Raw genomic sequence first — 14,768 nt, 5'->3', positions numbered from 1 at the left:
TATTAATTAGATATTAGATATAGTAACTTAACTTACACTTTTTTAACTTAATAGTGAAGATCCAAGGAGGTAATATAATGGATGATTATGATGAATTACTGGACCGAGCAATAGATCAACTACCTAAAAAGGTATTTGAAACAAAAAGATTTAAAGTGCCAAGGGCTTATTCCATGATACAAGGAAACCGGACAATTGTCCAGAATTTTGGAGAAATAGCCACTGCATTAAACCGTGACCCCCAACATCTTTTGAAATTTCTTTTAAGAGAAATGGGTACTGCTGGAAACCTAGAAGGTGGTCGGGCTATTATGCAGGGTAAATTTACTCATTTTTTAATAAATGACCGGATTGACGAATACGTTAAAAGATTTGTTATGTGTCATGAATGTAACCGGCCAGATACCCGGATCATTAGAGAAGATCGTATATTCCTGCTGAAATGCGAAGCTTGTGGGGCTAAAGCACCTCTAAAAACACTTTAAAGGTATTTATGTTCTGTCCAAGATGTGGAAAATCAGATGAAGATCTTATAGATGGCCTTTGTAAATCTTGTTTTATCAAGGATGTCTCGCTTTTAGAAATTCCAGATGAAATTGAGATAGTTGTCTGTGCACACTGTGGTTCCACCTTAAGTGAAGGAAAATGGCGGGACATGAACTTGAGTGAAGAAGAAACCATATACAACTCCATAATCAATCAGATAAAGATTAATAAATCTGCTGAAGATGTTGAGATATGGATTGAAGAGCTTTTAGCAAAAGGTTCTAATCTTAAATGTCTAGTTCACGTCCAGGCCAATGTTATGGGCGAAATTGTAAAACAAGAATATGATTTGAATGTAAAACTGTTAAAAAACGTCTGTCCAGAGTGCAGTAAATATGCTTCAGGATATTATGAGGCGGTTATTCAAATAAGAGCCCAAGATCGATTTCCCTCAAAAGAAGAAATTGGAAAAGTTGACCAGATTATATCCACCCATATTGAGAGAATTTCCAAAAAAAATAAAATGGCGTATGTATCTGACCGTTTAATACTTAAAGAGGGTGTAGACTATTACATTGGATCATACAAGGTTTCAAAAAAGTTGGTAAGTGCCATTAGAGAAGAATTGGGCGGTATTGTCAAAGAATCTCCCCGATTAATGGGAAAGGATAAATCAACAGGTAAGGAACTATACCGCATATGGATTTCTCTTCGACTTCCTAACTTCCAGGTAGGCGATTTTATTAAATATGGTGATGTTTTTGGCCAGTTGTTAGCAGTGGATGGGAGAAAAATTCAATTAAAAAACCTAGAAACTGCAGATATCTCTTCAGTGCAGTGGCGAGATTATGAAAAGATAGAAGTTGAGGCTAAAAAGGAAGATATAAAAAAAACAACTTTAACTGCTAAAACCCCCACCTCAATACAGATACTGGATCCAGATGACTTTCAACCAGTAGAAATAGAAATTAACCCGGAAACACATGATATTGAAATAGGAGAAGAAGTTTCAGTTATCAAAATTAAGGATAGAATTTATATTGTTACTGATTCTATTTCTAATGAATAAAACCAGAATTTTGTTGTCAATCTTAACAGGTACCTATTAAATAGCATCAAGAAAAATATGGTTATAGACTATTTTAACAGGACTCTGTCTAAACTAGGAAAAACTTAAAGAAAACGTTTTATCTAATAAAAAGTTATTAAAATATATTTATATATTTATGGTGATTATATGGACTTAGATGATAAAGTACAGATAATTAAGCGAGGAACACTTGAAATAATTACGGAAGAACAGCTGAAAGATGTACTAGGAAAGGAATATCCTGTGGCCTATATTGGTTATGAACCGTCTGGAAAGATTCATCTGGGACATGCAATTACAGTAAAAAAAATGATAGACCTTCAGAAAACAGGGTTTAAAATCAAAATATTACTTGCTGATTTCCATGCTTACCTTAATGACAAAGGTAGTTTAGAAGAGATAGAAAAAATATCCGAGTATAATAAAAAGTGTTTTCTGGCTTTAGGATTGAGCAGCGAAACAGAGTTTATTTATGGTTCCAGTTTTCAGACCAGTCCTGAATACACTTCAAAAATCTATGAACTTGCACTGACAACCACTCTAGTCCGTGCCAAAAGAAGTATGGCTCAGATAACCCGTGAAAGCAAAGATCATAAAGTGGCAGAAGTTATATATCCTATAATGCAAGTCATAGACATGTTATTTTTAGGGGTTGATCTGGCTTTAGGAGGTATGGAGCAGCGAAAGATCCATATGCTGGCCCGTGAAAATCTGCCGAAAATTGGCTTTAAATCCCCGGTATGTATTCATACACCACTTTTACATGGATTGGATGGGGATGAAAAAATGTCTTCCAGTAAAGGAAACTATATTTCCATTGATGATGAACCATCCATAATTACAGAAAAGGTTAAAAAGAGTTTTTGTCCGGCAGGCCAGGTGGAAGGAAATCCTATAATAGAAATAGCCGAACACTTTATCTATTCAGACTACGAAACTCTTTTAATTGAAAGGCCAGAGAAATTTGGGGGAAACCTTGAATTAACCTACCCCCAATTGATAAAACTTTACAGTGAAGGAGATTTACACCCTTTAGATCTTAAAAATGCTGTATCCAAATGTTTGATTCAAATATTGGAACCAATAAGAGAATATTTTAGAGAGTAAATATCTTAAAATGTTACTGATGAAGGTGATTATATGAAATATGAAATGAGACTACCACCCGGGGTAACCGAAAGAAGTGTTGCTGCAGTTGTAGGTGAATTTGAATTAGAACTGAAACAAACTGATTATGGACCAGTTCTGTACGGAGAGAAAGAAGAATTGGAAAAAGCAAGAGATTACATTGTTAAAGATATCAACGAACGATTAAAAGAATTAGAAAGTCGTAAAAAGTAGATCTTTATATACACATACCCAATTTAGGGGCAATGACTCTTTTTATATCTTCTTGGACTTTATTTATACCGTTATTGGCATTTATAACATAAAATTTTTCCTTTTCTGCAAGATCCATATATTTTTTTCTTATCTTTTCGAGAAATACAACATTTTCAAAGTGATCCTTACCTTCACACCTTTTAATTGCTGTTTCGGGTTCAATATCCAGTAAAACTACGATATCCGGTTTCAAGACGTGTTTATTAATTTCCCTTATCCATTCTTCCCCATCTTGATAAACCAGACTGGAATAGAAGCTGCGATCAGTAATTATGATAGAACCTTTAATTTCTGCTTTCCTGATTTTTTCCATTAAAATCATTCTATCTGCGGCAAATAAAAGTCCTAATGTGCGCTGGAAATTTATATCAGAAGCCTTAGAATCCTGAAGCATACTACGAATTAAATTTCCAACAACAGATTGGCTAGGCTCAAAAACTCTTAATACATCAAAACCTGCCTCTTGTAACCATTTTTCCAAGAGAAGGGTTTGAGATGATTTTCCAGATCCATCAATGCCTTCAATACATATGTACATATTATTTGAATAAGGTATGCTAACTTATAAATCTTTTAGTCTATGATAAAATTGGGACATAATGCTTATTTTCAAAAAATATTAAATAAAAAAGAATATTAATAAAAAATATTATGTTTTCTCAGCTTTAATAAAAAAAAATAAAAATATAAACATTTTTCTTATGTGGAATACAATTTATAATATATAAAAACGAAATATATTATGGAAAACCAAAAAAATAAAGTGTAAGCTAAAATAATAATAAAAAATATTTAAAATTTTATGTAATACTATTAAATAGCACTAAAAATTTTATTATAATTTTAAAATAGAATAAATTTTAATATTGACTAAAATTCAATATATAATTAAAAATGCTTAGTTAACCAGAGGGAATAAAATATGTCCAAGACAAGGGTAATGGTTGTAGAAGATGAAAGCGTTGTTGCAATAGATATTGGTCAAAGACTGGAAACTTTAGGTTACACTGTAACTGATATAGTTTCTTCTGGAGAGAAAGCAATAGAAAAGGCAGGAAAGGACATACCAGATTTAATATTAATGGACATAGTTCTTAAAGGAAAAATTGATGGAATAGAAGCTGCCAACGAAATCTATAACAAATATGACATACCGGTTGTATATTTGACTGCTTATTCTGACGAAAAAACACTAGAACGGGCCAAACAGACTGGTCCATTCGGATATATTATTAAACCCTTTGAAGATCGAGAACTTCACAGCGTCATAGAGGTGGGTCTCTACAAGCATGAGATGGATCTAAAACTTCGAGAAAGTGAAGCCCGCTACAAAGCTATTGTTAATTCTATGAACGATATAATTTTCACATTAGATCATAAAAAAAAATATGTATCTATCTCTGAATCAAAACTTGAGAAATATGGGTTTACTGAGGAGAGGTATCTTGGAAAAATTGCCGAGGAAATTTATGGAGAAAAACTGGGAGACATCCATGATAAAGCATTTACTAAGGCACTTAAAGGAGAAGAAATAGTTTATGATTGGACTTCAGAAACTCCCACCGGTAAATGGTATCTCCAAACTTCATTATCCCCATTAAAAGACTCTGCAGGAAATATTCTGGGAGTTTTAGGTGTTATAAGAGATATTACTGATCTTAAATTAGTAGAAATGGAATTGGCCCATGAAGCAGAAATTAATAATGCAATGGCTGATTTATCCCAAAAACTTATTAATCCAATATCAATTGAAGAAATATCTGACTTAGTTTTAGATTATGCCAAAAAAATTACAGGCAGTAAGTATGGTTTTGTTGGTTATATTGACCCTGAAACCGAATTTATGGTAGCTTCAACCATGACTGGAGAAGTCTGGGAAAAATGCCATGTTAGTGATAAAAAACCAGTATTTGAAGAATTTGGCGGTTTATGGGGATGGGTTCTAAATAATAAAGAATCTATTCTTACCAATGATCCTCAAAATGATGAAAGATCTACAGGTACTCCAGAAGGCCATATTAAAATAGAAAAATTCGTATCTGCCCCAGCCATATCAAATGATAAACTTGTAGGGACTATTGCTCTTGCTAACTCCAAAGAAAATTATACTCACGAAGATTTAGAAGTTGTAGAAAGATTGGCTGACTTATTTGCCATCGCACTATCCCGGAAACAAGCCGAAGATAAAATACTGAAAAGTGAAGAGAAAAATAGACGGATTATTGAAAAATTCCTTAAAATCGTTTCTGAAGTATTAAAAGAAATTAATCAACCCTAAAATTTACAATTAAAAAATTTTTAAATTAAAATTCCTTTTGAATAAAAATTATATTTTATTAGTTTGCAAAAGAGCATTTGGTTTTTTTGTATTTTTGAGCTGTTTACATGTCTAATGAAGATTTACCTGAACTTTTAGCACCTGCAGGTTCCTATGATGCCTTTAAAGCTGCGGTTAATGCTGGGGCAGATGCAGTTTATTTAAGTGGGAAAAGATTCGGAGCCCGACGTTTTGCTAATAATTTCAGTAAATCCCAAATAGAAGAGGCAGTTAATTATGCCCATCTGCATAATGTTAACATTTATGTGACAGTTAACACTTTAATAAAAAATTCTGAAATTTCAAAGGCAGTTGAACACCTTTTCTGGCTCTATAAAATCGGTGCTGATGCAGTTATAGTTCAAGATGTTGGTTTAGCTTCTCTGGCGCATGAAATAATCCCTGAACTTGATTTACATGCATCTACCCAAATGGCTATCCACAATCTGCCCGGAGTAGAATGGGCATCTGATTTTGGATTTAAAAGGGTTGTTCTAGCCAGGGAAATGAAGCTTTCAGAAATAGAAAATATTGCCCAGAAACTTCAAAAAAGGGTTGAAATGGAAATATTTGCACACGGTGCATTATGTTATTCTTATTCCGGTAGGTGTCTCTTATCATCATTAATAGGGGCAAGAAGTGGAAACAGGGGTATGTGTGCTCAGCCCTGCAGAAAGCCGTACAAATTAATTAATGGGAATATGGACCAATATGGAAGACCAGTTGACATTTGTGAAGTCCATCTAGAAAATGATTATCTTTTATCTACCCGTGACCTTGCTCTTTATAATAATCTGGATGTAATTGCCCAAAAATCGATAGATTCTATTAAGATTGAAGGCCGTATGCGGTCACCAGAATATGTGGCCATTGTAGTAAGTGTTTACCGGAAGGCTCTAGATGAGATTAGAGAGGGAGTCTGGAAACCCAAGCCCGATGATCTAAAAAAGTTAGAATTAGCCTTCAATAGGATGTTCACATCAGGTTATATTCTTGAAAAAGATCATTCACAGATTATGGGTCGTAACAGGCCAGATAAACGAGGTATTTACATCGGCAGGGTGATAAACTATAATTCAAAACTTAAAAAGGCCTTTATATATCTAAAAGGTAGTATAGTTCCTAGTAAAGGTGATGGGATCGTTTTTATAATTCCTGGAGATCTTAAAAGTCAGGGCATGAACATTGACTACAATCCACCTATAAATAATAATATCCTGGAATTGAAAGTGAAGAATTATCTCCCTAAAGGTTCTAAGGTATACTTAAACTATAAAAAGTCCCTGTTTAATGAAGCAAAAGCTATTATTTTAAATGACCATGCGCGGTCAGTTCCCCTTGACTTGAAAGTTTCCTGGGATAAAAATGACACCCCCCTACTGGAAGGACAAATTTCGGGAAAAAATAATTCTAAAATATCTTTTAGGATGGAATCTGATTTTAAAATGGAAAAGGCCTTGAAAAATCCTCTGACTGAAAAAAAGATTGAAAAACAACTGAAAAAAACTGGTTCTACCTCATTTAAAATAAGAAAATTGGAGGTTGATTATCCTGGAGACTTATTTTCACCTATAAGTCAATTGAACCAGATAAGAAGGGATTTTTTAGAAAAAACAAAAACTATTCTTCTGGAAAGTTATCTACCTTCCAAAAATGAGGTCAAAAAATCTGAAGAACATTTAAACCGGCTAAAATACAATAAATTCAACCCCAAACATAAAACAGCCATATCAAAAGAAAAAGAGGATCTGGAAAATTCTATTTCCATGGCAATCTATATTAACAATCCCCAGAACGTGGAATATGCAGTTGAAAGTGGTTGCAAGAGAATTTATTTTGAATCAAATAGTTTAGAAATTTTGCGTGGAAAAAAATATGAATGTTTAGACGCAGATTATCTTGAAAATGCTTTGAACAGATTTTTAAAGATGTTTATCAAAATGAAATCCATTTGTGATGATAATGGAGCCGAATTAATCTGGAAATGGCCCAGTATCAATAGAAAAACGTATCTAAAAATGGCACTCCCATTAATTGATTCTCTGCAAAAAAACTCTATAACTGAAGTGATGGTAGGCGATTTAGGATCGGCATATTTATTGTCCAAACTGAAACCAGAGATCACGCTTTCAGCAGCAGCAGAATTAAATATATGGAATAATTGGACTGTGAACTATTTTTTAAATATATTTAAAACCATTACTTTCAGTCCAGAATTATCCAAAAATAGTATAACTGGTTTAACTAAGTATAACAAGTTAAACACGTCGAATATGGGAAATAACAGGGTAGAATTATTAGTACATGGTAACATGGAGGTTATAATCACTGAAGATTGTTTGCCCTGTGCTGTACCGGGTTTTGAAAATAATAAAGAAATAATAGTGCCTGAAAAATTTTGGGGACTTAAAGATAATAAAAATCATATATTTCCATTTTATCTAGATTTAGAATGTAAAACACATATCTTAAACTCAGTAGAGTTATGTTTAGTGGATTATATACCTTTGTTTAACCAGTTAAATGTTGATGGGCTGGTAATTGATGCCCGTAACCGGGAAGGTAAGTATGTGGGCAACCTGCTGAATTTATATCAAAATGCCATCCACAGAGCAGATAATGGAGAATTGTCTCATGAACATATTAAAAATCTAAAAAGTAGAATAAAAAAGATGGCCTTAGGTGGAATTACTAAAAGCAACTTTTTAAGAGATGTCAAATGATCAGGTTATTAAATTAATTAACTCATTTTTAAAAGATTTAAACTATTCTAATGTGGCCTAATATTCAAATTTTCTATTCTGTTATAATGGGTGATATAGTAAAAGAAACATCTAATTAAATTAGGAGATACTTGACATAAATCCATATAATAAGACTAACTTTGAATATTTATCATGAATCTAATTTTCAGAGATTATGCTGAAGGTTTAGTGTTGCCCAACCAAAGAAAGAATCCAAAAAAAACTAATACAAAACTAATCAAAATAAATTATAGAATTTATCATTAACTTGAAAAAATTAATTTTAAAATCCAAAAAAATGTTATCTAACCTAACCCATACTGAAGAAATAAGGATAATGATTTGAACTAATATAAAATCTCTTATTAATTTAATTAAGCTATGTATCCCCTAACCAAAGTAATTATTTTTATGTAAGGTGAGTATTAATGAAAAAACTTGAAATTTTAGTGGTTGAAGATGAAAGTATTACGGCCTTGGATTTAAAAGAAAAACTAGAAAATCTAGGATACTCTGTGCCGGCCATAAATTCCACTGGTGAACAGGCCATCAAAACCGCAGCACAAATACACCCCGACCTAGTACTGATGGACATAGTACTAAAAGGAGAAACAGACGGAATAAAAGCAGCAGAAAAAATACAAACCCTCAACATACCCGTAATATACCTAACCGCCTACTCAGACCAACAAACCATAAACAGAATAAAAAAACAACCATCCTACGGCTACATAATCAAACCATACAACGAAAAAGAACTACAAACCAACATAGACATGGCCATACAAAAACACAAACAAGAAGAAAGTGTTATTGAAACATTTGAAGGAGAAATAGTGGACAAAAAACATAAAATAAAGAGTATAGAAGAAATAGAGGAAATGAAACCTCCCAAAATCCTGGTGGTTGAGGATGAGAGTATCACTGCCCTGGACCTGAAAAGTAAACTGGAAAACCTGGGATACTTTGTCCCGGCCATAAATTCCACTGGTGAACAGGCCATCAAAACCGCAGCACAAATACACCCCGACCTAGTACTGATGGACATAGTACTAAAAGGAGAAACAGACGGAATAAAAGCAGCAGAAAAAATACAAACCCTCAACATACCCGTAATATACCTAACCGCCTACTCAGACCAACAAACCATAAACAGAATAAAAAAACAACCATCCTACGGCTACATAATCAAACCATACAACGAAAAAGAACTACAAACCAACATAGACATGGCCATACAAAAACACAAACAAGAAGAGAAGACTTTCAGGACTGCTGAAGAAAAAATCCAATCCAAGAAAAGGGAACTTATAATTGAAAAATTAGGAGTATCACTCATTATTATTGGTATAATTATACTAATTATTCACAGTTTGATCACTAAAAGTTTAGGCTGGTTGTCCTGGCTTCTATTTATTCCCGCATATTACGGTCTCATGCTAACAGTTATCAGCTTTCTTCCCCCGAAAGGCGTTCCAGAAAGTTATGAAGAACAATTTGTTAGTATAATAATTCCTGCTCATAATGAAGAAAATACCATTGAAAAATGTGTCAGATCTATTTCTAAACTGGATTACTTTAAGGAAAATAAAAGAAATTTTGAACTAATAGTTATAAATGATGGATCTACAGATAAAACAAACCAAATACTGTTAAAACTGGTAGAAGAACTCGACTTTCTTAAAGTTATCACTCGGAAACCTCCACGGGCTGGGAAAGGTAAAGGTTATGTTTTAAATGACGGCTTGAAACTCTGCAGTGGGGATGTGGTGGCTGTGTTTGATGCAGATGCTCGTGTAAAGCCTGATTTTCTTAAAAAAGTTATACCATACATGGGAGACGATGATGTAGACGGAGTACAGACAAAAGTTAAAATGTACAATAAAAATAGAAATGTTTTAACTTCCATGCAGCACATAGAATTCGCAATTTTTGGTAATGTTATTCTAAGGGCTCGAGACAAGATAGGTGGCGGTGCTTTTTTAGGAGGTAATGGACAAGTAGCCACCAGAAAAGTTATAGAAAAGCTTGGAGGTTGGGATGGCTTTGCAGTAACTGAAGATTTGAATATGAGTATTAAAATGATGATAAAAGGATGTAAAATAAGATATTGTGAAGATACTGCTGTTTATCAGGAAGCAGTGCCTCACTGGAAACCATTTTTCAGGCAGAGAGTGAGATGGGCCATGGGAAATCTTGAAACATTTTTTGTATATCTTAAACAGATCTTAGGAACAAGAAATATTCCATTATATAGAAGACTTGATGTTATACAGTATCTATCATCATTATTATTCCTTTCATTTGTAATGTTAGGATACATCGTGGCCATTCTATACATAACAGATTTAATGATATTCAATTATACATTTCCCGCGATTATAGGGATTTTATCAACAATAGCTTTTTTCCCTGCTGTAATGCTGGGAATATACAGGGATAACAGAAAAATTCACGTCACCATATATAGATCAGTTGAATACTGGGCTTACTGTTTATATTTAATACCTTTATTCATAGTGGCTTTTATTAAATTGATATTAAGAAAAGATAGAAAATGGGCAAAAACATATCACACTGGAGATTAAGTTAATTCAATTTTAATAATGAATTTTTATAAATTAACAAATTGATAGAGTAGGTTATTTTTGAATAACTTATAACTAAACTCATGAGATAAATCTTTAGGTGACTTAATTTAAATAAAAAAATAGTATATTAATATGAAAAGTTTGGTGATAGGTTGGATTTAACAAAAATTAAAGGTATTGGTGATAAATTAGCCCAAAAAATAACTGATAATATGGGTGGAGAAAAAGAGCTGCTTAAAGTTATCCAGAATTATGAAGTGGATCGACTTGCCAACATAGACGGGGTAAGTCAGCAAAAGGCAGTTGAAATTATTAATTCTGCCCTTGGCAATCCAGTTCAAGAATTTCTAAAAACTGATCAAGCCTATCAAATTTATGATGATATATTAAAAAGGATCAGCGAATTCGCCAGTACTAAGTATGGTAAAAATCGGATTTTACTTATTAATCCCATTGAAAATGAAGATAAAATAATGGAAAACCTGAAATTTGTAATGAATGCTAAAAAAGCAGCTTCTGATCTTCCATTAAATAATATTAAAAAGTTACTTAAACTAATTCATCCCCCTATTAAGAAAAAAATTAAGTATGATTCATCCAGAGCCTTACTAGTAGAATCCCGAAGAGATTATGAGCATTTGATGGATATGAATTTGAATAGTTATTCTTCAATTGTGACTGCAGATGAAATGGAAAGTTTAGGGGAATATGAATTTATTATTTACGTTTATTCTGAAGGTTTACTAGAATTAGATGATGTTCACAATATAACCATGGTAAATAGTGATTCAAGAGATTTTGAAATAGTTCCGGAGGTTATTTTATCCTATTTTTATGAAAACTATGAACTTTTAAAAAATGTTTTAAAAGTAAGAACTATTTTAGGTTATGATTCCATTCTTCCCGAAGTGATAACCGTCCTAGATTCTCTTAAAGTAGATTCTGTAGACGAAGAACTTTTTGATAAAGCTGTGGAAGATGCTAAAAAAAGGGCAGATGAAATGCTTGAGAAGAGCATAAAAAAGATTGATCTAAGTGGTGATGAAGTTCTATCACTGATGAATGAAGGTTTGCCTCTTAAAATACAGAAGATATTTGATGATGTCATTAAAGAAGTGAAGATTGATATTAAAGCAGAAACAGGCTGTTCATTTGATCCTTTTATCCAGAAATATCCGGTTGAAATAGATTACCAGGAACTTGAAAGGGTTAAAAAGATGGAACTTGCCAAAAAAAATGTTAATGAATTTGAAAAAAAGGTAGAAGCTGCTTCTTACTTATCTAATTATAAAGAAAAGGTTGAAAAAGAGATAAGAGATGTATTGGAATTTGACTACGAATTCGCACTGGGCTGTTTTGCTTATTATTATGATCTACATCCTCCTACAATAGGGAATTTCTTCAAATTCAAAGAAGCATTACACTTGAATTTAGCCTTGAATAAATCTTCTAATATCCAACGAATTGATTATACGTTGGACTATCCTGAAAATGTAGCCTTACTTACTGGTGCCAATAGTGGAGGTAAAACCACTCTTCTGGAGACCTTGGCCCAGATTTCAATCATGGCCCAGATGGGGTTGCCGGTTTGTGCAAAAGAAGCAACAATAAAACCCGTTGAAGAGATTTATTTCTTTTCTAAAAAGCGATCACTTGATGCTGGTGCATTTGAATCTTTCCTTAACACATTCATGCCCATTGTCACTAAAGATACTAATAAATTAATCTTATTAGATGAGTTAGAGGCAATTACCGAACTTGAAGCAGCAGTGAAAATTATTGCCAGTTTCATTGACTTTATTAAAGATTCTGATTCTTATGCAGTTATAGTAACCCACATGGCACGGGAGATAATGAAACACACCCATGTACGGGTGGATGGGATAGAAGCAAAGGGTTTGGATGATGATTATAATTTAATTGTTGATAGGACTCCTAAAATGAATTACCTGGCAAAAAGTACCCCTGAACTCATATTGAGAATGATTTACAATAAATCTGATGGAAAAATAAAAGAGATTTATGGGAAAATACTGGAAAAATTTTAATTGATATCTTAATATATATTAAACATTACATAATTAATCTAATAAAAATTGAAGAAGGAACTTAAAATGTCTATAAACCAATTAGAAACAGAACTAGAAGCAATAACTACCACCATAGCCTATTTGGAAAAGAACTGTGATAATGATGAAGAATTGCTAGACCGACTTAAAGAGGAACGTCGAAGAATATTGAAAGAGTTAAATGTGCATTCAGATTATGAATAAACTCAATTAAAATTTAATCAATTAATTTTTTTTTAAGAAATCAAATTTAACTATTAATTATTTATCTTATTTTTTTGTAAAAAAAATCTGAAAAAAGTTATTTTTTAAAATCTTCATAAACCCTTAAAGATTTTGCAAGAACATCTGTTTCTGCTATTTGAGACCCCATTATAACCGCTAAAAAGAGCTGTTCATCTGTGGCTCCAAATTCCTTTGCAACTTTAAGATGAGTCAACAGACAATGTTCAGCGCCTATTGCAGAGGCAGCGCCTATAGAGATAAATTCCTTGGTCAATGAAGATAATGAATCATTATTATTTATTGCTTCTAATTTTTCAAAATAAGTATTTAATGTGGCTGGATTTTCTGCCAACACCTGAAAAATCTTAGGAACGAAACCAAAATAGTTCTCAATTTTTTCAAATATTTCATCTACATTTATCTCTTCTTTTACATTCATTAGATCATCTTCCAAAAATTTGGATTAGTAAACTCCATTATTGGTTTGCTATTAGATATTTATTTTTATGAAATAATTTTATAATTTAATATTTAAAAAATAAGTTTCAACTAAGAGGATAGTTGTGGATTATAAAAGTATTGTAAAAATACTCAAATTTTACTTATATTTTGTTGATAACAACTTCCATTATTCTTAAAACATTGTGAAATACTGATTTATTAAAATTCATCTTACTTATTAGGTTTCTAAAAGTCTTATTTTATTTTTTAGGCTCAATTAAGAAACTTTATTAAATGCAATTTGAGTTAGAACCTCCGAAAGTATTAGTGAATTATTTTTATTTTGAAAAAAAACATGTTAGTTATAACTTATATTTATAATTATATCAAAATCAAGGAGATGATAACTATGTCAGAAAATAAAAAGCCAAAAACAATTACAATTGTGACTCCTAGTTTTGAGCAAGAAGAGGTAATTATGCCCCAAAACATCCGGGGAGTAGGAGAAACACTTAAAACTTTTATTAATAGCAAATCTAAAGAAGTTGATTATAAAAAATCACTTGAAGAGTTTAATAAGAGAATATTTGAAATTTTAAATCTTTTATCCGACTCAAAATCTGATATTAAAAAATTTGAAGATTTTCAAATAGATTCCGTTACATTTTCACTTGGAGTTCAAATAAAAGGTGAAGTTGCAGTTTTTGGAATTGGTGGAGTATCTACAGGGGCGGATAGTGGAATAAAAATTACAATAAACCGCCAAAAAAATAAATTTTGAGTTAACAGAAATATGACATAAAACCTGATTCCGTTAAAATGCATTTTCCCTGAAGAAAACCTAATTTCATATGAAATTACATTTTCCAATCCTAAAAAGTTAAATAAATTAGAAATAATATTGAGTTGATGTTAATGGGTAATTAGATGTATATTTTATAGAATTTGAGCAATACCATTGGAAAATAAAGATTAAATGAGATTTTAGTTATTTGTGAGAGATTATCAGTTAACTTTTTCTACAACTAAAGCAGGTAATTGAAGTATTCACAAAATGACTATTTCCTAATTCCTAATTTTATAATCCCAAACATACCTAATTTTAATTTGTGTGCTTGATCTCATAAAAATATTATTTTTAACACAAGTAGCTATTTTTGAAATTAAACACATGATAATAACATGACATTATTAAAATATTAATCACATGAAATTTAAAACAGTATATTATTGTGAATTTGAATATATCATAAACTATAATGTGAAATTGGGGGTATTACGTTGAGTAGAATAGTTGCAGGCACTAACCTGTGGGATGGTCTCTTAGAACTATTTGTTATAGGTCCTGATAGCTTTGTATACCATAAAAAACAAATAAATGATAATAAGTGGGGTGAATGGAGAGTTCTATCTACTTATTCA

General features: G+C 31.9%; 12 protein-coding genes (1 of these 12 running past the window's edge). 10 read left to right on the top strand and 2 right to left on the bottom strand.

Going from position 1 to position 14,768, the window contains the following annotated elements:
- Positions 1-77 precede the first annotated feature (77 nt).
- The 4 genes from CIT01_07590 (at position 78) to CIT01_07575 (ending at position 2,917) form a co-directional block, all read left to right on the top strand.
- Positions 78-485, top strand: coding sequence for a translation initiation factor IF-2 subunit beta (locus CIT01_07590; GenBank protein AXV38066.1), 408 nt, complete (start codon positions 78-80; stop codon positions 483-485).
- An 8-nt stretch (positions 486-493) separates the two neighbouring features.
- The gene (locus CIT01_07585; GenBank protein ID AXV38065.1) at positions 494-1,555 is read left to right on the top strand and encodes an NMD protein affecting ribosome stability and mRNA decay; all 1,062 of its coding nucleotides are present in this window, start codon (positions 494-496) and stop codon (positions 1,553-1,555) included.
- A 168-nt stretch (positions 1,556-1,723) separates the two neighbouring features.
- Positions 1,724-2,683, top strand: coding sequence for a tyrosine--tRNA ligase (locus tag CIT01_07580; protein AXV38064.1), 960 nt, complete (start codon positions 1,724-1,726; stop codon positions 2,681-2,683).
- Positions 2,684-2,716: 33 nt separating this feature from the next.
- Positions 2,717-2,917: a hypothetical protein gene (locus CIT01_07575; GenBank protein ID AXV38063.1), complete on the top strand. Its 201-nt coding sequence runs from the start codon at positions 2,717-2,719 to the stop codon at positions 2,915-2,917.
- Positions 2,918-2,921: 4 nt separating this feature from the next.
- Here CIT01_07575 and tmk read toward each other — a convergent pair whose 3' ends face one another.
- The gene (gene tmk, locus CIT01_07570) at positions 2,922-3,497 is read right to left on the bottom strand and encodes a dTMP kinase (protein AXV38062.1); all 576 of its coding nucleotides are present in this window, start codon (positions 3,495-3,497) and stop codon (positions 2,922-2,924) included.
- 384 nt (positions 3,498-3,881) lie between these two features.
- On the opposite strand from tmk, the gene CIT01_07565 reads away from it, so the two are divergent.
- The 4 genes from CIT01_07565 to CIT01_07550 all read left to right on the top strand — a co-directional run bounded on the left by CIT01_07565 (position 3,882) and on the right by CIT01_07550 (position 12,659).
- Positions 3,882-5,237, top strand: a complete 1,356-nt coding sequence (locus CIT01_07565; GenBank protein AXV38061.1) for a histidine kinase — start codon at positions 3,882-3,884, stop codon at positions 5,235-5,237.
- Positions 5,238-5,344: 107 nt separating this feature from the next.
- Positions 5,345-7,999, top strand: coding sequence for a hypothetical protein (locus tag CIT01_07560; protein AXV38060.1), 2,655 nt, complete (start codon positions 5,345-5,347; stop codon positions 7,997-7,999).
- Between the two features lie 449 nt (positions 8,000-8,448).
- Complete coding sequence (locus CIT01_07555) at positions 8,449-10,608, top strand: histidine kinase (GenBank protein AXV38059.1); 2,160 nt, start codon at positions 8,449-8,451, stop codon at positions 10,606-10,608.
- Between the two features lie 215 nt (positions 10,609-10,823).
- Complete coding sequence (locus CIT01_07550) at positions 10,824-12,659, top strand: DNA mismatch repair protein MutS (GenBank protein AXV38760.1); 1,836 nt, start codon at positions 10,824-10,826, stop codon at positions 12,657-12,659.
- A gap of 322 nt (positions 12,660-12,981) precedes the next feature.
- On the opposite strand, the gene CIT01_07545 is transcribed toward CIT01_07550, so the two are convergent.
- A complete protein-coding gene (locus CIT01_07545; protein ID AXV38058.1) occupies positions 12,982-13,344 on the bottom strand; it encodes a carboxymuconolactone decarboxylase in 363 nt (120 codons plus the stop codon).
- Between the two features lie 411 nt (positions 13,345-13,755).
- Here CIT01_07545 and CIT01_07540 point away from each other — a divergent pair, with 411 nt between their 5' ends.
- Both CIT01_07540 and CIT01_07535 read left to right on the top strand, forming a co-directional pair.
- A complete protein-coding gene (locus CIT01_07540; GenBank protein ID AXV38057.1) occupies positions 13,756-14,127 on the top strand; it encodes a hypothetical protein in 372 nt (123 codons plus the stop codon).
- 500 nt (positions 14,128-14,627) lie between these two features.
- Positions 14,628-14,768, top strand: partial view of a hypothetical protein gene (locus CIT01_07535; protein AXV38056.1) — the start only. 1,161 nt of this gene lie beyond the right edge of the window; 141 of the gene's 1,302 nt are visible here — the first part of the coding sequence; it begins with the start codon at positions 14,628-14,630; its stop codon lies beyond the right edge, outside the window.

The organism is Methanobacterium sp. BRmetb2 (assembly GCA_003491285.1).
Classification (GTDB): Archaea; Methanobacteriota; Methanobacteria; order Methanobacteriales; family Methanobacteriaceae; genus UBA117.
This window is presented reverse-complemented; position numbering and strand designations above follow the sequence as displayed.

Excerpts from the sequence above, each read along its gene's own strand:
- CIT01_07590 (AXV38066.1), top strand. The coding sequence starts at position 78 with ATGGATGATTATGATGAATTACTGGACCGAGCAATAGATCAACTACCT.
- CIT01_07585 (AXV38065.1), top strand. The coding sequence starts at position 494 with ATGTTCTGTCCAAGATGTGGAAAATCAGATGAAGATCTTATAGATGGC.
- CIT01_07580 (AXV38064.1), top strand. The coding sequence starts at position 1,724 with ATGGACTTAGATGATAAAGTACAGATAATTAAGCGAGGAACACTTGAA.
- CIT01_07575 (AXV38063.1), top strand. The coding sequence starts at position 2,717 with ATGAAATATGAAATGAGACTACCACCCGGGGTAACCGAAAGAAGTGTT.
- tmk (AXV38062.1), bottom strand. The coding sequence starts at position 3,497 with ATGTACATATGTATTGAAGGCATTGATGGATCTGGAAAATCATCTCAA.
- CIT01_07565 (AXV38061.1), top strand. The coding sequence starts at position 3,882 with ATGTCCAAGACAAGGGTAATGGTTGTAGAAGATGAAAGCGTTGTTGCA.
- CIT01_07560 (AXV38060.1), top strand. The coding sequence starts at position 5,345 with ATGTCTAATGAAGATTTACCTGAACTTTTAGCACCTGCAGGTTCCTAT.
- CIT01_07555 (AXV38059.1), top strand. The coding sequence starts at position 8,449 with ATGAAAAAACTTGAAATTTTAGTGGTTGAAGATGAAAGTATTACGGCC.
- CIT01_07550 (AXV38760.1), top strand. The coding sequence starts at position 10,824 with ATGGGTGGAGAAAAAGAGCTGCTTAAAGTTATCCAGAATTATGAAGTG.
- CIT01_07545 (AXV38058.1), bottom strand. The coding sequence starts at position 13,344 with ATGAATGTAAAAGAAGAGATAAATGTAGATGAAATATTTGAAAAAATT.
- CIT01_07540 (AXV38057.1), top strand. The coding sequence starts at position 13,756 with ATGTCAGAAAATAAAAAGCCAAAAACAATTACAATTGTGACTCCTAGT.